Genomic DNA, 17120 nt, shown 5'->3' on the forward strand with positions numbered 1-17120 from the left:
CGCTACATACTGCCCGGTAGTTTCCCAGCCGTCATGATTCTCCCCTCTCCGCCTGCTGTTCGACGACCCCGCCGCGAATCTCGTCGGCGCGGGCCCGCACCATCGACAGGTACGCCTCGATTTTCCCCGGTTTGCGCCCGAAAAACGACGCCACCCAGTTCGTATCGACGCCGGGCTGTGAGACCAGATACGCGGCAAGGGTGTCCTTTCCGGCCTGTACGACCGCCGGTGGCAGCCCCCGATCGCCGGTTCCCGCCTCGACGAAGCCGTTCACGTCGAAATACACGTCGGCGTAGAGTTCGGCCGCCTCGGAATCAGCGAACTCGGTCCGTTCGTGATCAGGGGCGTCGAACCGGTACACCGTCTCGTCGGCCGACGATTCGAAGATTCGAACGCCCAGCACATACTCTCGGTAGACGCTCCATTCCTCCTTGTTCGGTGAGTGCTGTTTCGACATCGCTGTAACTGGTGTCGGATTTCCCTTCGGCATAGTAAAGCCGTGCTAATGGGCCTATATACCGATATATTCGCCACGTCGGATGGACGGGCGACGCTCGAGTTCGGGGTCCTGTGGCGGTCAGTCCCGCACGGTGACGCTCTCCCCGGCCCTGAGCGTCCGACCCCGTGACGCCTCGGGCACCCGCGAGATGAGCATGAGCGTGTAGTAGTGATCGAACGCGTCGCAGTCGGCCCATTCGGGGAACGTGGCCTCTCGGCGCTCGATGAACCGCTCGCGGAACTCGGGTAGGGGGTCGCCCGTCTCCGGGTCACGTGACGGGACGACACATCGCGCGCAGGGTTCGGCCCCCTCGAACCGAACCGCGCCGTCGCCACTGCCGGCGACGAACGCCGGGGCGTCGGCGCCGACGAAGCAGTCCTCCCAGAACGCGGGGACGCCGCTCACCTCGACGTTGGCGCGGAGACGCCGACGCGCCCCCTCGACGGTCATCTCGTCGAACCAGCCGGCGACGGTTTCCAGCGTCGCCGTGCTGATGACCGACGGGCCGGCCTCCGGGCGGTCGACGAACGCCGGTGGTTCGTGCCGTCTGAGGGTCACGTCGTCGCCGATGAGGTCGCTGAACCACGTGCTCGCGTCGGTACGTCCGGATTCGGTCGTGAGATCGAACCGCCGGCGCTCGCCCCCCGCTTTCGGTTCCACAGTCAGGACGTGGGTCTCGGGATCGAACGTCGTCCGCACGTCGTGGATGCGGTCGGTCTGCTTGCCGTTGTACGCGAGCGTCTGCATGTCGTCGCCCGTCTCGATGCGGTCGGCGTCCGGATCACAGAGGGCGTACTCGCGGTCGCCAGCGACCGTCCCCGCCGCGCTTATCTCCGCGGCGTCCACGTCGATCCCGTCGAGTCCCTTGATCGGATAGCGTCGGATGCGCTCGATCTTCGCCATCGCCGACCGATAGACCGGCCGGCGTCATAACCGTTTCTGACGGATACCCCTTCGCCGTCCGCCGACGCTGGAATACGACAGGTATTTCCCGCCCGCCCGAAAAATATATAGGCGTACATGGGACGCTCCGTGTACTCATCATCACCATCATCACCCCACGAGGGGATCATCAATGGACGACACAGCCAAATATCTCATTCACGCATCCATCGCGGCCGACGGCGTCGTCGAACGGAGCGACGTCGTGGGAGCCGTCTTCGGGCAGACCGAGGGTCTGCTCGGCGACGAACTCGACCTTCGGGACCTCCAGCAGTCCTCGAAGGTGGGGCACATCGACGTACAGATCGACAGCGAAAACGGCCAGTCGTTCGGCCACATCACCATCGCCAGCAGCCTCGATAAGGTCGAAACGGCCATCCTCGCGGCGTCGCTCGAAACCATCGACCGCGTCGGGCCGTGTCAGGCTTCCGTCGAAGTAACGGACATCGAGGACGTGCGCGAGGCCAAACGCCGGAAGGTCATCGACCGCGCCAAGGAACTCCTCGCCGGCTCGTTCGACGAGAGCGTCATGGACTCCTCGAAGATCCTCGCGGAGGTCCGCGAGAGCGTCCGCATCGACGACATCACCGAGTACCAGGGGTTCCCGGCGGGGCCGCGCGTCGGCGACTCCGACGCCATCATCGTCGTCGAAGGGCGCTCGGACGTGCTCACGCTCCTCCAGTACGGCATCAAAAACGCCATCGCCGTCGAGGGGACGAACGTGCCGGACGCCATCGCCGACCTCACCGAGGAACGGACGGTCACGGCTTTCCTCGACGGGGATCGCGGCGGCGAACTCATCCTGCGCGAACTCGCCCAGGTCGGCGATGTCGACTACGTCGTCTTCGCCCCCGAGGACCGGTCCGTCGAGGACCTCGATCGCCACGAGATCATGACCGCGCTCCGCGACAAGACGCCGTATGGCGACCTCTTCGATGGCGACGAGCCGCCCCGACCGTCGGCACCGGACGAGAGCGACGTGGCGTCGACCGCGTCCACCGCCGAATCGGTGGCGCCCGCCGTCCCGGTGGGCGAGACGCCCGTTGCGACGGCCGGCAACGGTGCGGACGCGTCGTCGGAACCGGATACGTCGGCGGGCGAAGCAGGCGAGTCGGATGACGGCGACGAATCCGATGCACCGCCGACCGACGGTTCGGAGGCCACGGCACCCGACACGCCGCCGACGCTCCGTGGGCACGTCCGTGATGTCATCGACGGTGAGACGGGAACGGCTCGCCTCCTCGATGCGGACTGCTCGCTGCTCGACACCGTCGACGCGAGCGAGACCTTCGACGCGGTGTCTGGGGCCGAGACGACGCCGTACGCCGTCGTCCTTGACGGCGAGGTGACCCAGCGGCTCCTCGACGTGGCGGCCCAGCGCGGCGTCGAACAGATCGTCGCACGGTCGGCCGGCGAGATGGTCAAAACTCCCGTCGATGTCCGCGTTCGGACGGCCGATCAGTTCGCGGCCGCCGACTGATCCCGGCGGTACAGAACCGCATCTCCGTTCTCGAAGAACTCCGGCAGGCGTTCGACGCGCTCGAAGCCACAGCGCCGATACAGCGACTGTGCCGCCTCGTTGTCCGGCTCGACGGTGACCGTCACCTGCTCGGCGTCGGCGGCACACGCCTCCAGCAACGCCCGCGCCCGCCCTTCCCGGCGGTGGTCGGGTGCGACGACGAGTTCCGCCACGTACACCGTTCCGTCGCCGGGTACGGCAAGGAGGTAGCCGACCGGGGGGCCGTCGGCCGGCGCCGTCGTGACCAGGATGTCTGCCGGCGAGGCGCGCGTCGGGTCGATGGCGCTGTCGAGCAGCTCGGGACTCGGCGCCGTCAGATGCGACTGGAGGTCTTCGAGTACCGGCGCATCGGCGGGGATTCCGGGACGGATCACAGTAGTAGCGCCGCGAGCGCGGCGCTCACGATGGCGCCACCGAGGGTGCCGAGGAAGTTGACCGTCTGATTGCCGACGCGGCCGCCCTCCAGCGTCGCCCCGAGGAGGCTGTCGACGGTCATGCCCGCGATGCCGCCACAGACGATGGCGAGGGCGGCGAGCCCCGGCGATCCGAAGGCGAACACACCGACCGCGACGCCGGCGACCACGAGAGCGCCGACGGCACCCACCAGATACCCCTGCCAGGTCACTCCGCCGTCGGTGCCGGGATCGACACGTTCGAGCGTCGTGATGAGTCGCGGATCGTCGAACAGGACGCCGATTTCGCTGGAGAGCGTATCGCTCATCGCGGCGGCGAGCGATCCCGTGAACGCGAAACGGAAGAGCGCGCTGTCTATCGGGAGACCGCCGCTGGCCGCGAACCCGATGACGGCCACGAGACCCACCGCGGCGTTGCCGAGGACGTTTCCGCTCCCGCGTGCGCCTTCGTTCTCCTCGGCGACGCCGCGGTCGGCTTTCTCCTCATAGCGGTATTTCGCCGACAGGCCGCCGATGCCGAAGAAGGCGATGAGGACGGCGAACCACCCGGCGCCCCCGAAGACGATGGTGAGCAGGCCGAGCAGCACGCCGGTCACCATCCCCGGCACCGACGCGGTGCCGGTGCGGTAGGAGACGTAGCCGAGCGCCACCGTCACCGCGAGTGCGACGCTCACTTCGCCGAGACCCGACTCGACGCCGATGGTCCGGAACAGCCACAGCAACAGGCCGGTCGAGAGCATCACGATGGGGTCGTCGCGCTGATACAGCATGGATCGCAAGAGGGCGGCGACCAGCGCGCCGGCGGCGGCGAGGAAGATGATCGTGGGAAGCGGCGGGAGCGCTCCCAGATTCCAGCCGACGATCACCTGTCCGGCGACGGCGGCGAGGAAGGCGACGAGGCTGAACCCCGCGACCGTTCGTGCCGGATCCGTCTCGACGCGTTCGACGGCGCGAGCGCCGAGGTTGCCGTAGGACACGACGAGAACTGCGGCGACGAAGACGTCCGTGGGCATGGATGCGCGAGGGGCGGTCGAGAGGAGTGCGAGGCCGGTCGCGGCCAGCGCGAAGCCGGCGAGACCGTTGAGTCGGCCGTCCCGCCGGTCCTGGGGTCGCGCGAACAGCTCGAACACCGGCCCCTCGTCCACGACGAACGCGGCGAGAAGCGCCACGGCGGCGAAGGGGGCGGCGGCCGCGCGCCCGAGCTCGGGGGCGGCGAGGGCGAGTGTTCCGACGGCAGCGAACCCTCCTGCCCGTCGAAGGGTGGACGTCACACCCTCCGCTACCTGCGACGGCCACTTAACGCTCCCGACACGCCCCGATTCCGCCCGTCAGTCCGCGAACCCGTGGCGTTTTGGGTCACGACCGCCTGGTAGCGGCCGTGGGACTGTACGACCGATATCTCGCCCTCAGACAGCGCGTCCACGGCGGCGACCCGCCCGCCCACGTCGCCCTCGTGCTCACCGAGCGCGACCTGCTGGAACAGGGGGCGTACGACCGTCTCGAACGCGTCCTCCGTTGGGCGTTCGAGTACGGCGCCGAACGCGTCACTGTGTCGGTGAGCGTCCTCGACGAGGCGGTGGTGCCGACGCTGGAGCGCGAACTCCGCGCGCTCGATGCGCCCCGCCGGGTCGCCGTTCGCGCCCCCGACGACACGGAACCCGTCGAAGCGCCGATCCAGGTGAACGTCGGTCTCGGTGGCAAAGGCGAGTTCGCGGCCGCCGTCCGCTCGCTCGCCGAGGACGTCGACGACGACGAGTTGGATCCGGAAGACGTGGACGAGACCGACATCGAGCGGCGACTCGTCTTTCCCGACGAACCCGACTTGCTGGTCAAGACGGGCGCCGAACGCCTCTCCGATTTCCTCATCTGGCAGTCCGTCTACTCCGAACTCTACTTCACCGACGTGAACTGGCGTGACTTTCGCAAGCGAGACTACCTCCGCGCCGTGTTGGATTACCAGAACCGTCAGCGACGGTTCGGCCGCTGATCTTATGCTTCGGCCTCGGTTTCGGTTTCGCTCTCAACCGGCTCGTATTCGACGCTCGTCCCCCTCGCGACCGGCTGGAGGAGATACCGACCGGTCTGGCCGCGGCGAACGGGCGTGAAGTCGGCGGTGAACACGGTCCGCGTGTTCGCCCGGATCTCGAAGGCGTGTTTGAACTGGAGCGGCGCGTTCCCCGGCGTGTCGACGGTCGCATCGCTGCCGTCGTCGAGCGTCGCGTCGACGTTCGTCACGTCCAACTGGAGGTAGGCGTACTCGCCGGTTTCGAGTTCGTGTTCGCCGACCAGCGCCGTGTTCGACCCCTGCAGGTCGACCAGGTCGGCCTCCTGTGGCTCGTCGAACTCGTGGTATTCGCGCTCGTCGCTCTCGTCGGGCGTCTCGGTCGCCGTCTCTTCCGTCTCCGTCGTCGCGGTCGTCTCGGTTTCCGTCGTCTCGTCGTCTTCGTCGTCCGATTCCGTGCCCGGCTTCACCCAGATGCCCTCGATGGTGACGATACAGGACTCGAAGTCGCCGATGTCCCCGGGCTGGTCCGTCACCTGCGTCGCGAGGACGCCCGTCTCGCCGTCGCTGCCGCCGGCACAGCCGGCCAGACCGGCCATCCCCGCGGCTGCCAGGCCGCCCGTCGCTCGGAGGTAGTCGCGTCGCGATGCGAGCCGTCGACCGTCGGATTCGGTCATGGTGACCGAGAGTCCCCGCTCGGGCATAAAGCCGGGAAGCCGTTCCCCTCGAATCAACCCGAATTCAGGCGAGTTGCCCCGCCTTACTTCTGCTCATCCGCGTCCGCGACTTCGATTCGTCCCTCAAGTTCGCGTTTCGACGCGGGGCTGATGGTGATGCCCGCGTCGTCGAGTCGGGTCTTGAGCGCCCGGGCGTACGCCGACCGGAGGGAGAACACGTCACGGCGCCGGGGGTCTCCAACCCAGTAATGCGCCCGGAGGATGACCGCATCCGAGCCGAACTCGTCGACGTACGCCTTCGGTGTCGGCTCCGATTCGATACCGTCGACTTCCGCCGCTACCGCCGTGAGATGATCGAGCGCCTCGGTCAGATCCGCCTCGTATGAGAGGCCGACGCGCTCGACGATGCGCTGCCGTTTCCGCCCGTACGGCCGCGTGATTTCCTGCCCCGTGAGCACCGTGTTCGGAACCGTGATGAGTTCGCCGTCCGGCGTGAGGACGCGCGTGACCCGGAGCGTGATCGACTGGACGGTGCCCTCGCCGCCCGCCCACTCGATGTAGTTGCCGACGTTGAACTCAGGATCCACGACGAGCACCAGACCGCTGACGATGGAGCCGATGACCGTCTGCCCGGCGACGCCGATGGCCAGCGTCCCGGCGGCGATGACGAGCGCCGAATCCCCGATGAAGTCGGCGTAGCCGGCGGTTCCGGCCGCGACGAAAAACGCCACGACGACGACGAACAGGCGGAGGTACCGCGACAGCGCCTCCTGTAGCGTCGGATTGTTGCGGTTTCGACGGTTGATGGCGCGCCCGACGAGCGGTTCGACGACGAACCAACCCACGACGACGACGGCGATGAAGCCGGCGAGAAACCACCCGGCGCGAACGAGCGCCGGCCAGTAGGCTGCGACCGCTTCGGGACCGATGCCGGGTACGGGCGTCGGTGTCGCTGTCTGGAGTGCGGCGACGTGCATACCCGCTCATCGGCGGCCGCCGATACAAAGCCCCCGCTCCCGTGAACGCGACTCGGGATCAGTCCGCGGTGCTGTCCTGTCGGTCCAGTTCGAGTTCCGCCGACAGTTCCTCGGCCCCCCGCCGCGACAACTGGTCCCGCAGCCGCCCGGCCACGTCGCGGGCCTCGACCAGCGACGATCCGGCGACGGCCCGAACCAGTGCGACGGCCCGATCCGAACGAGTGTGGCGCCACGACGCCTCGCGCGCCTCGTACGTGCGGATCGCCCGCAGGAAATCCACCTTCGAGAACTCGGGCCAGTAGGGCGCACAGAAAAAGACCGCGGCCTCGTTGCCGTTGGCGTGCCACGGGAGGAAGTTGCTCGTGCGCTCGTCGCCGCCCGTACGCACGATGAGGTCGACGTCGCGGACCGGGCGGGCGTAGAGACGGTCTTCGATCTCCGTGGCGTCGACTTCCGCGGGCGCGAGGCGACCGTCGGCGACGGCGTTCAACGTGTCGCGGGCGGCGCCTAGGAGCTCCGCGCGGCCGCCGTACGCCACCGCGACGTTCAACCGGAAGCGGCCGTAGGATGCGGTGCGGCGCTCGGCGTAGGCAACGGCCTCCCGAACCCGCTCGGGGAGGCGCTGTACCTCGCCGATCGCGTGGATGCACACCTCGTTCTCGTGGACCTGCTCCGAGTCGGCGAACTCCCGGAGTTTCGTCTCGATGAGGTCGAACAGGTGTTCGCGTTCCTCGCGCGGCCGCTCGAAGTTCTCGGTCGAGAAGGCGTACACGGTGAGTTCTTCGACGCCGAGGTCCTGACACCACCGCAACACCTGCTCGGTGGTCTGGGCGCCCTCGCGGTGACCGTCGGCGGCGTCCGCGCCGCGCTCTCTGGCATACCGCCGGTTGCCGTCCTGGATGATGGCGACGTGGTCGGGGCCGTCGTCGATATCGCGTCGGAGCACGCGCTCGTAGGCGCGGTCGATCCAGCGACGGACCCGTGACTGCATGTTCGTGGTCTCGCTGCCGACCGGTATGGGTCTTTTGACACGCACCCCCTGAAACCGGCTGACGATAACCCCTATTAGTCTCGGGCGTCGATGATACCGCGATGACCGACCCGTCCGACGCCGCGGCCGCGGTCGAGGATTTCGACCATGTTCCCGAGACCGATCAGACGTTCGAGAACGCACTGGCCAAGGCCCGGGACGGCCGCCGCCTCACCATCGACGACGGCGTCGAACTCCTGACGACCGGCACCGACCGCGCGGGCATCGACCCCGTTCGGAAAGAGCGGGTGCTGGAGGCGGCAGACCAGCGACGGGCGGAGGTGGTCGGCGACGACGTGACGTTCGTCGCCAACCTCAACAACAACGTCACGACGGCGTGCGATACGGGCTGTCTGTTCTGCAATTTCAAGGACCGCGCGTCCGAGTTCGAGGTCGACGCGCCCGACGACCACGGTGGGTTCACCAAGACGCCCGCGGAGTCTCGCCGGGCCGTCGAGGACGCCGTCGAACGCGGCATCTCGGAGGTGTGCTCCGTCAGCGGCCTCCATCCCGCCTTTGCGCTGGACGACGACCACCGCAAACGCCTGGAGGCTCATCCCGATCCCGAGCAGGTGAACTACCGATCGCCGGACGCCTACACCACCTCGCCGGGTACCTACGTCGACCAGATACGCGCCATGTCCGTCGACGGCGTCCACGTTCACTCCATCACGCCGGAGGAGGCCTACCACGCCCGCCGCGGCACGGACCGGTCCTACGAGTCGATCTATCGCCGCCTGCGCGCCGCCGGCCTCGACAGCGCACCCGGCACCGCGGCCGAAATCCTCGTCGACGAGGTGCGCGACGTGATCTGTCCCGCCAAAATCGACACCCAGGAGTGGCTCGCCGCGATGGAGGGCGCGATGGCCGCCGGCCTACCCGTCACCGCGACCATCATGTACGGCCACGTCGAGAACGAGAAACACCGCGTCATGCATCTGAAGCGGGTGCGCGACCTCCAGGACCGCACCGGCGGCATCACCGAGTTCGTCCCGCTCTCCTTCATCCACCAGCAGACGCCGCTGTACGAACACGGCCTCGTCGACGGCGGGGCGACCGACGCCGAGGACGAACTCATGATCGCCGTCTCGCGGCTCTTTCTCGACAACATCGAGAACATCCAGACCTCGTGGGTGAAGTTCGGCGACGAGAAGTCGCTGAAGACGCTCTCCTGTGGCGCCAACGACTTCATGGGAACGCTCCTCTCCGAGGAAATCACCAAGCGCGCGGGCGGCGACTACGGCGAGTTCCGCTCCATCGCCGACTACGTCGACATGGTGACCGCCATCGGCCGCCGGCCGGTCGAGCGGTCGACGGATTACGAACGCCGCCGGCCGGTCGACCCCGCGGCCGACACCCACGGTCCACGACTCGGCCCCCATGCGGACGGCACGCCACTCCTCGACGGCCGAGAGGTCGCACCCGCGGACGACTGACATGATGGCAACTACCCACGCGGCCGTCGGCCTCGTGCTCGCGCTCCCGTTGCTCGTCCTCGCCCCTGATCTGGCCGCCGTCGGCGCACTCGCGTCGCTCGCGGGCGGCGTCTTCCCCGACCTCGACCTCCTAGCCGGCCAGCACCGCAAGACGCTCCATTTCCCGGACTACTACTGGTTGGGCGCGGTGCCGGCGCTCGTGGCTGCGGCCGTCGCGCCCTCGGCGACGACGGTCGCCGTCGCGTGGTTCCTGCTCTCGGCGGCCGTTCACTCGGTGAGCGACGCCTTCGGTGCGGGGACGGAACCCCGACCCTGGGAGCGAACGTCCGCCGAGGCCGTCTACCTCCACTCCCGCCGTCGCTGGATCGCGCCCCGTTACTGGGTCCGGTACGACGGCGCACCCGAGGACTACCTGCTCACCGTGCTCCTTCTGGCCCCGGGCCTGACGCACTTCGGCCCGACCGTCGGCCGCGTGACGCTCGTCTTGCTCACCGTCGGCGGCGCCTACACGCTCGTCCGGAAACGGTTGCCGGACCTCGAAGAGCGGCTACTGAAGTGATCGGTACCGCCGACCAGCCTCGTCGTCGGCGTTCAGGGCGTCCAGAATCGGCTCCCTGAGCCACGTGCCGGGGGCTGGATCGGTCCCGTCTCGCCGGTGTGTCGCGGGCAGATAGCGCTCGTGTGTCGGCAGGCGCTCGCGGAGCGGGACGCCCGCGTCGGCGGCCAACGCCTCCAGTTCGTCCAGCGCCGGCCACGCGTAGTCGGGATTGATGTAGTCGTCCGTGACGGGCGAGACGCCGCCCAGGTCGTCGACGCCGCAGTCCAGCAACTCCCGCGTCGGCGAGAGGTTCGGCGGCACCTGCACCGACACCTCGGGCGGGAGCGCCGCCCGCGCCATCGCCACCGTCTCCCGCATCGTCTCGACGCTCGGCCGGTCGAAGTCCGAGCGCTTGTTCGGCACGACGTTCTGAACGATCACCTCCTGGATGTGGTCGTACTGCTCGTGCAGTGCGCGGATGGCCAGCAGGCTCTCGGCGCGGTCGCGGCGCCCCTCGCCGATGCCGACGAGGAGGCCGGTGGTGAAGGGGACGCCCGCCTCGCCCGCGGCCTCGATGGTACCCAGCCGCCGTTCGGGCGTCTTCTGGCGGCCGCCCGCGTGGGCGTCGACGTCCGCCGTCGTCTCCAGCATCACGCCCATGCTGGCGTTGACGCCGGCGAGGCGCTCGAGATCTCGGTAGCGCAGGTCGCCCGGGTTACTGTGGGGAAGCAGCCCCACGTCGAGCGCCATCTCGCAGACATCATAGAGGTAGTCGAGCATGTCGTCGTACCCCCACTCAGCGAGTTGGTCGTGGACGGCGGTGTAGCGGGCGTCGGGCGCGTCGCCGAAGGTAAAGAGCGCCTCGGTACAGCCCGCGTCGGCGCCGTATTCCAGCTGTTCGCGCACGTCCTCGGGCGACAGCAGCGTGGCCTCGCCGGGCACGTCGTAGAACGCGCAGTAGGTGCAGGTGTACCGGCAGGCCGTCGTCAGCGGGATGAAGACGTTGCGGGCGAACGCGAGTTCCGACGCGGGGTCGACATCATCCGGCGTGACCTCGAGCAGGTCGTCGACCGCGTCGGCCGCGACGAGCGTCGCCGGATCGACGCCGACGCCGTCGGCTTCGGGCGCCCGTGACATGGCCACCGCTCGTCTCCCGATGGGCAAAAAGGTGTCACTCCGTTCGGCGGACGCCGACCCGACCGCCGCTGGTATCGAGTTCGACGCCGGCATCCCGGAGCCACGACGCGGCCGCCCCCTCGCCGTGGAGCAGCACTTCGACCAGATCCGCGGGTTCGTCGACGTCCGTCGACAGGCGCATGGAGTCGACGACGCTCACCTCCGCATCGACCGCTCGGGCGGCCTGCCGGTGGTCGCGATAGGAGACGCCGTGGAAGTCGACCCGGAAGTCCGGCTGGGAGATCACGAGGGCGTTCGTCCCGCCGCCGCGTCCGGGAGCGATGGCGATGTCGGCGTCGTCGCCGGCGGCGACGAGACGCGCTACGGTGGCCGGCGTCACGAGCGCCAGGTCCGCGACGACGACGGCGACGGTGTCGACAGCCGCGTCGAGGCGGTCGTTTATCGCCGCCGAGAGCGAGCGGTCGTCGACGGTGCCCGCGATGTCCTCCCCCGCGAACCGGTCGTCGTCCGGAATCGATATGCGGGCCGTCGTGACGAGTTCTGGGTCGTGGCCGGCGCTCAGAAGGGCGGCGAGTACGTCACACAGCATCGCTCTCGCGAAGGCCGTCCGCTCCTCGGCGTCCAACAGGGGACCGAGTCGCGTCTTCGGTCGCGTCGCTTCGAACGGGACGAGAATCCGCATGGACCCTTACCCGAGCGGGTCCTCGGGGCCTTGCTGGGAGCGCCACCAGAACACGCCGCCGCCGATGAGCGCGAGGATCAGGACGCCGACGCCGGCGTAGATGAGCGTCTGCTGGGTCTGTTCGGACTCCTGGGCCTGGTTCGCCTTCTCCGTCGCACGCTGAGCGAGGCTCGTGGCCACGTCGAAGCTCCCGTCGTTGTAGGCCGCGACGGCGTCCTCGTAGTCGGCCCGGGCGTTCGACGGGTTCGCGCCGCTCGCTTCGGCCTCGTCGATGGCGGCGCCCGCCGTGTCGATGGCCTCACGCGCCGACGCGCTCGTCTCGGTGTAGTGGTGGGCCTGCCACGTGTCGATGGTCGAACTGGCGCCGCCCTGTTGCCCCCGAGTCAGTTCCATCAGGAGGAACTGCTGTGCCGGGTCGTAGCTGTACGACTCGATTTCGGGGACGGTGCCGGTGATCCGCACTTCGACTTCCGCCGTGTCGTCCGCGGCGGCGATGTCGACGTTGGAGAACGACTGTCCCGTCGGCTCGGCGAGGCCCACTTGCGAGCCGGTCTGGTCGTAGAACACCACCGTCCACGAGACGTTGGTCAGTTCGGTCGTTCCCGACAGCTGCCAGCGCTCGCTCTGGGGGTTCTGGTACAGCTCTTCGAGGGTGACCGTGGCCGATACTTGCGTGCCGACTTGTGCCTCTTCGGGGGCATCCTCGCCAGTAACCGACACTGCCGCCGCGGGAACGGTCGCGACGAGCAGGACGGCGACGACGGCGAGGACGACCCTAGAAGAGCGATTCGAGTTCGTCCTCGTCATCTTCAACCAGGTTCTGGAGGTTAGCTTCGCTCTCTTCGCGGATCTCGCTGATGTTGTCCTGTGCTTCGATGGCGACCTGCTGGAGTTCCTTGATGCGGGGGACGTTCGTGACGCCCGACAGCAGGATGGCCGAGGCGACGAAGTCGCTGTTGTTGATGGGGTAGTCGCCACCGCGCACCTCCATGCTCCCGGTCTGCTCTTCGAGCCACTTCCGCCCGCGCTCGATGCCTTTTCGGTTGAGATACGCCGAGGGCCCGGCCATCACGAGGAGGGCTCGCTCCGTGCCGTCGATCTCACAGGGCAGGGTCAGGCGACCGAGCGCCGCCTTGCGCACGAGGCTCGTGATGCGGTTGGTCGTGTTGGCGGAGTCGAGTTGGTCCTCCACGGATTTCTCGTTGCCCGTGAGCTTCGAGAGCAACCCGCCCGACTGCTGTTTGCGCTCGACGCTCTCGCGGGCGTAGCCGACGGTCGAGACGCCGCCGCCCGAGAGCGTGTTGATGATCTCGGAACTGTCGACGACCGATTCGGCGACTTCTTGGCCCTCGCGGACCTCGCCGGCGCCGAACAGGATGCCGAACCGTTTGACGATTTCGTCGTTGATCTCGTCGTAACCGCTCTGGACCGACTCCCCGGTCTGTCGCCAGGCGTCGTTGTCGAACACGAGGAGGTTGTCCACCTCGTTGACGAGCGTCTGGAAGGAGCGAGCGGCGTTGAGGGTGTAGATCCCGCCCTCGTCACTTCCCGGAAGAATGCCGAGTCCGTAGACGGGTTCGGTGTAGATGCGCTTGAGATGTTTCGCCAGGACGGGCGAGCCACCGCTTCCCGTCCCGCCGCCGAGGCCGGCGACGACGAGGAAAGCGTCGACTTCGTGCACGGGAATGCCGTCGATGGCGCCCTGAATCTCGCCGATGTCCTCCTCGGCGATTTCCGCGCCGAGTTCGTTGTCCGCGCCGACGCCGTGCCCTTTCACACGCGACTGTCCGATGAGCACGCGTTGGCTCTGTGGAATATGCTCCAGTCCCATCAGGTCGGCTTTGGCCGTGTTGACGGCGACGGCTGCGCGGACGATTTCGCTTCCCGTCCGCTGATCGTACTCGAGGAATTTGTCGACGATCTTGCCGCCGGCCTGCCCGAAACCGATCATGGCCAGTTTCATTGTTTCAGACCCCTCTTCATTGGGATGAAACCAGGCGTAAAGCGACTATAAGCCTTGTGGGCGATCTCTCGACTCCGCCGTTTTCGAGCTCGGAAATCAAGGGGCGGCGGCGGATATTTCGACCATCCGACGATGTCTGACAGGCGTCCGCCGCCCGTCAGCGGTCGCGGAGATACTCTCCGAGCGTCTGCAGCTCTGACGCTGCGACATCGAACGCTTCGACGTCGTTGTGCTCGGTCGTGTTGTCGAACTGGAGGGAGCGGTACTGGTCTCCCCCCATCGGTGCACCGGGGATGGCACCGAGTATTGTCAGGCCGACCTTCGCCAGCGCCATCGGGACGGGAACGACCCGAACCGGCCGGCCCTCGCTCCCGTGGACGAGACGGGCGACTTCGGCGAGCGTGAGCGTTTCTGGCCCACCGAGTTCGTAGATGCCGCCGTCGTACTCGTCGTCTTCCACGGTATCGGCGAGCATCGGTACCAGATCACCGATCCAGATCGGCTGGAAGCGGGTCTTTCCGCCACCCGGCAGCGGCGTTAGATACGGCGGTGCGAGTTTTTTGGTGAACGGGACGAACTCGCCACCTTCGCCGAAGATGACCGACGGCCGGACGATGACGTGGCGCAGCGACGACGACTTGACGATCTCCTCGGCCGCACCCTTCGCGCGGATGTACGCCGTCTCCCCGTCGGGATCGGCGCCCAGCGCGCTCATCTGGACGATCTTCTCGACGCCCGTCTCCTGGGCCGCCCGCACGACGTTCTCGGTGCCCTGTCGGTGGATGCGGTCGTGCATCTCGTCGCCCCCGGAGGGCTTGAACAGCGGCGAGAGCGCGACCAGGTTGACGACGATGTCCTGGCCCGCCATGGGTTCCAGCAGCGAGTCGTAGGCGGTTACGTCGCCCATCGTCTTCTCGACGCCGTCGGGCACGTCCTCGCTTCCTGGCGTCCGTGAGAGGGATGTCACCGAGTGGCCCCGGGATTGCAGCTCTCGGCAGAGATGTTGGCCGACGAACCCGCTCCCGCCGGTCACAAGAATGTCCATAACTCGCACGTGTCGTCGAACCGACCTAAAAGTAACGCGGGGGTTAAACGCTGGCCGCCGTATCACCTCCTATGCTCCTCACGCTCGAAGGCCTCGACGGCAGCGGGAAGACGACGGCCTGGCGGATGCTCCGTGACCGGCACCCGTCGGCGGTGTTCACCTGTGAACCCACCGATTCGTGGTACGGCGAAGCGGTCGGCCGCTCTATCGCGGACGACGACGCCGACCCGCTCGCGGAACTGTTTCTCTACACGGCCGACCACGCCGACCACCTCTCGCGCGTGATTCGACCGGCGCTCTCCGCGGGGTCGCTCGTCGTCTCCGACCGCTACACCGACTCCCGCATCGCCTACCAGGCGGCGACGCTCGCCGACACGCCTGTCGACGACCCCTTCGAGTACGTGCGCCGGATTCACGCCCCCTTCTCGCGACCGCCGGACGCGACGCTGTATTTCGATATCGACCCCGAAACGGCGGCCGAGCGAAGTGGCAAGACGAACAAGTTCGAACGGGTCGAACGGCTCCACGCGGTGCGCGAACAGTACGAGCGCCTCATCGACGCTGACCCCGACCGCTTCGTCCGCATCGACGCTACCCGTTCTCGGGAAGCGGTTCTCGACGATGTGGCCGCCACCGTCGACCGGTTGGTCGACGACTGATACGACTCATTGTCACGGTCTACCGGTGGTTCGCCAAGACGGTCCGGCGACTGGCAATAAACTCTGACCCTCGCCCTACCCCGCCGTCTCCGGCAGGTCGTACTCCTCCGGCGACGGCAGATAGAGGACATCGATGGTCACGCCGAGCCCCATCGGGACGCCGACCATCAGCCCGAGGACGGCCCCGGCGTTCCCCAAGTCGACGCCGACGCCGAGGCTGAACGCCACGATCGTCGTCACGACGAGACCGACCGGCACCAGCAACGCGGTGTAGACGCCCGCGCCCCACCGGGTGTGGAGCTGGACGCGAAAGAAGCGGGTCATGACGGCCGCGAGGAGGGTGTTTCCCACGAGGACGGCGCCCATCAGGGCGAGATCCAGAAGCGTCGCCATAGCCGACAAAGGGGTTCGACCGGCTTTGCCCTGTCGTTTCTCATACTGCCGGCAGTGTTACTCACTCGCCTGTCGCGCCCGGTCGACCAGTTGGGCCGCCGGCCCGGTGTAGTCGTAGCCCGGGATCAGCCCCTGCACGTAGGTCCCCTCGACGTAGTTGATGATCGCCGCGGCGTCGTCGGCGCCCCGGCGTTCGTTGATGTCGGTGAACGCGACGTCGACAACGACTTCGTCGACCGCCAGTCGGACCGTCGGATCGAGGTCCTGGTCACCCCGGGTCACCCCGTCGATGTCTTCGAGTCGCAGTTCGAGCGTCTCGTGCCACCCCTCTTCGACGACTGCCGCGACATCCCCCTCGACGGCCGCCGAGAGCGCCGGGACCCGTATCTCGACCCCGAACTCGACGCGGCCGTCCGTCTCCGTCGCGGTCACCACGGCGTCGAACACCGTCGTCGTCGCCTCGAACCGCCCGTCGTCGATGCGTTCGAACGCGTCGTGATCGCGAAAAGCGCGCGCGACCCGTCCGGATGCCTCACTCATGTTCGTTATCAGGGCGTCGCCGCTCAAAAGCCTCTCGCGTCGCCCGCCAGTTTGGCTTCCCTACCATCCTGCCGGCGACGGCACGTTTAAGTTTCTGCCGTCGCTTGCGTGTAGTGACGCTTCGTCTGGAGGGCCGAAGCGTCAGCGGGGACCAATTCAGGGCGGCAAGCGATCGTACGGGCTTTTTCCCGTCCGCTCGCTTTTCGCTTTTCGACGGAGTTCGTTGGGTAGTGGCTTCTCGGCTCGTTCAGGGTGCGAGGGGGGGGGTTCGAACTACGCGAACGGCTCACTTCGGTCGCCGTTCTCTCATTCGAATCCCACCGGCACACGACACGCTCCTCGTGTTCACTCGGAGCGGTAGTGCGAGGGAGGGGATTCGAACCACGGTCACTCTGCTCGCTGGCTCACGGTTTCTCCGTTCGCCACGCCGAGACGCTCACTCCGTTCGCGTCTCGCCTTCGCTGCGCGCGACCTCCCTGATTCGAATCCTCTGGACGCACTGCACGCTCCTCGTGTTCACTCGGAGCGGTAGTGCGAGGGAGGGGATTCGAACCCCCGAACTCCTTCGAGAGCGGGTCTTAAGCCCGCCGCCTTTGGCCTGGCTCGGCCACCCTCGCTCGGATGTCCGTTCCGCAGTCCCCCGCAAGTGGCTTTCGGTCCCGGCGGTG

Annotated in this window: 19 protein-coding genes and 1 tRNA gene; 5 read left to right on the plus strand and 15 right to left on the minus strand. The window is 67.6% G+C overall.

The features are described 5' to 3' along the window. Positions 1 to 31: 31 nt before the first annotated feature. Together MXB53_RS04140 and MXB53_RS04145 are read right to left on the minus strand one after the other, a co-directional pair. Entirely contained in the window at positions 32 to 457 is a 426-nt protein-coding gene (locus tag MXB53_RS04140) for a hypothetical protein (protein WP_248895938.1), read from the minus strand. 120 nt (positions 458 to 577) lie between these two features. Next, positions 578 to 1402 (minus strand): MOSC domain-containing protein, encoded by an 825-nt coding sequence (locus MXB53_RS04145; protein WP_248895939.1) that lies wholly within the window; start codon positions 1400 to 1402, stop codon positions 578 to 580. A 172-nt stretch (positions 1403 to 1574) separates the two neighbouring features. On the opposite strand from MXB53_RS04145, the gene dnaG reads away from it, so the two are divergent. Continuing rightward, positions 1575 to 2921, plus strand: a complete 1347-nt coding sequence (gene dnaG, locus MXB53_RS04150; RefSeq protein WP_248895940.1) for a DNA primase DnaG — start codon at positions 1575 to 1577, stop codon at positions 2919 to 2921. Here the strand turns inward: dnaG and MXB53_RS04155 are convergent. Next, on the minus strand, positions 2900 to 3334 hold the full coding sequence (locus MXB53_RS04155; RefSeq protein WP_248895941.1) for a GNAT family N-acetyltransferase: 435 nt from the start codon (positions 3332 to 3334) through the stop codon (positions 2900 to 2902). The genes dnaG and MXB53_RS04155 overlap by 22 nt on opposite strands. Further along, complete coding sequence (locus MXB53_RS04160) at positions 3331 to 4644, minus strand: DUF92 domain-containing protein (RefSeq protein ID WP_248895942.1); 1314 nt, start codon at positions 4642 to 4644, stop codon at positions 3331 to 3333. Before MXB53_RS04160 ends, MXB53_RS04155 begins: the two co-directional genes overlap by 4 nt. 107 nt (positions 4645 to 4751) lie before the next feature. On the opposite strand from MXB53_RS04160, the gene MXB53_RS04165 reads away from it, so the two are divergent. Next, a complete protein-coding gene (locus tag MXB53_RS04165; protein ID WP_248895943.1) occupies positions 4752 to 5360 on the plus strand; it encodes an undecaprenyl diphosphate synthase family protein in 609 nt (202 codons plus the stop codon). Between the two features lie 2 nt (positions 5361 to 5362). Here MXB53_RS04165 and MXB53_RS04170 read toward each other — a convergent pair whose 3' ends face one another. The 3 genes from MXB53_RS04170 to uppS all read right to left on the minus strand — a co-directional run bounded on the left by MXB53_RS04170 (position 5363) and on the right by uppS (position 8020). Further along, entirely contained in the window at positions 5363 to 6052 is a 690-nt protein-coding gene (locus MXB53_RS04170) for a DUF4382 domain-containing protein (RefSeq protein WP_248895944.1), read from the minus strand. A gap of 83 nt (positions 6053 to 6135) precedes the next feature. Continuing rightward, positions 6136 to 7029 (minus strand): mechanosensitive ion channel family protein, encoded by an 894-nt coding sequence (locus MXB53_RS04175; RefSeq protein ID WP_248895945.1) that lies wholly within the window; start codon positions 7027 to 7029, stop codon positions 6136 to 6138. Between the two features lie 58 nt (positions 7030 to 7087). Then, positions 7088 to 8020, minus strand: a complete 933-nt coding sequence (gene uppS, locus MXB53_RS04180) for a polyprenyl diphosphate synthase (RefSeq protein WP_248895946.1) — start codon at positions 8018 to 8020, stop codon at positions 7088 to 7090. Between the two features lie 101 nt (positions 8021 to 8121). Here uppS and cofH point away from each other — a divergent pair, with 101 nt between their 5' ends. Further along, positions 8122 to 9495: a 7,8-didemethyl-8-hydroxy-5-deazariboflavin synthase subunit CofH gene (cofH, locus tag MXB53_RS04185; protein WP_248895947.1), complete on the plus strand. Its 1374-nt coding sequence runs from the start codon at positions 8122 to 8124 to the stop codon at positions 9493 to 9495. 1 nt (position 9496) lies between these two features. Continuing rightward, entirely contained in the window at positions 9497 to 10054 is a 558-nt protein-coding gene (locus tag MXB53_RS04190) for a metal-dependent hydrolase (protein ID WP_248895948.1), read from the plus strand. On the opposite strand, the gene cofG is transcribed toward MXB53_RS04190, so the two are convergent. The 5 genes from cofG to MXB53_RS04215 all read right to left on the minus strand — a co-directional run bounded on the left by cofG (position 10043) and on the right by MXB53_RS04215 (position 14860). Further along, a complete protein-coding gene (cofG, locus tag MXB53_RS04195; protein ID WP_248895949.1) occupies positions 10043 to 11170 on the minus strand; it encodes a 7,8-didemethyl-8-hydroxy-5-deazariboflavin synthase subunit CofG in 1128 nt (375 codons plus the stop codon). The genes MXB53_RS04190 and cofG overlap by 12 nt on opposite strands. 34 nt (positions 11171 to 11204) lie before the next feature. Beyond that, positions 11205 to 11852: a 2-phospho-L-lactate guanylyltransferase gene (cofC, locus tag MXB53_RS04200; RefSeq protein ID WP_248895950.1), complete on the minus strand. Its 648-nt coding sequence runs from the start codon at positions 11850 to 11852 to the stop codon at positions 11205 to 11207. Positions 11853 to 11858: 6 nt separating this feature from the next. Further along, a complete protein-coding gene (locus tag MXB53_RS04205; RefSeq protein WP_248895951.1) occupies positions 11859 to 12659 on the minus strand; it encodes a hypothetical protein in 801 nt (266 codons plus the stop codon). Continuing rightward, a complete protein-coding gene (locus tag MXB53_RS04210) occupies positions 12628 to 13815 on the minus strand; it encodes a tubulin/FtsZ family protein (RefSeq protein WP_248895952.1) in 1188 nt (395 codons plus the stop codon). The genes MXB53_RS04205 and MXB53_RS04210 overlap by 32 nt, the downstream gene beginning before the upstream one ends. Before the next feature lie 157 nt (positions 13816 to 13972). Continuing rightward, positions 13973 to 14860, minus strand: a complete 888-nt coding sequence (locus MXB53_RS04215) for a complex I NDUFA9 subunit family protein (RefSeq protein ID WP_248895953.1) — start codon at positions 14858 to 14860, stop codon at positions 13973 to 13975. Between the two features lie 71 nt (positions 14861 to 14931). Between MXB53_RS04215 and tmk the strand changes: the two genes are divergently transcribed. Then, entirely contained in the window at positions 14932 to 15519 is a 588-nt protein-coding gene (gene tmk, locus MXB53_RS04220) for a dTMP kinase (protein WP_248895954.1), read from the plus strand. Between the two features lie 75 nt (positions 15520 to 15594). Here tmk and MXB53_RS04225 read toward each other — a convergent pair whose 3' ends face one another. From MXB53_RS04225 to MXB53_RS04235, 3 genes are all read right to left on the minus strand, one after another. Then, positions 15595 to 15912 carry a DUF7991 family protein gene (locus MXB53_RS04225; protein WP_248895955.1) on the minus strand — a complete coding sequence of 106 codons (318 nt, stop codon included), beginning with the start codon at positions 15910 to 15912 and terminating at the stop codon, positions 15595 to 15597. 57 nt (positions 15913 to 15969) lie between these two features. Beyond that, positions 15970 to 16452: a DUF5813 family protein gene (locus MXB53_RS04230; protein ID WP_248895956.1), complete on the minus strand. Its 483-nt coding sequence runs from the start codon at positions 16450 to 16452 to the stop codon at positions 15970 to 15972. A 532-nt stretch (positions 16453 to 16984) separates the two neighbouring features. Beyond that, positions 16985 to 17069 (minus strand) — tRNA-Leu (locus MXB53_RS04235). Positions 17070 to 17120 lie beyond the last annotated feature (51 nt).

It is taken from the genome of Haloplanus sp. XH21, from assembly GCF_023276355.1.
Taxonomy (GTDB): domain Archaea; phylum Halobacteriota; class Halobacteria; order Halobacteriales; family Haloferacaceae; genus Haloplanus; species Haloplanus halobius.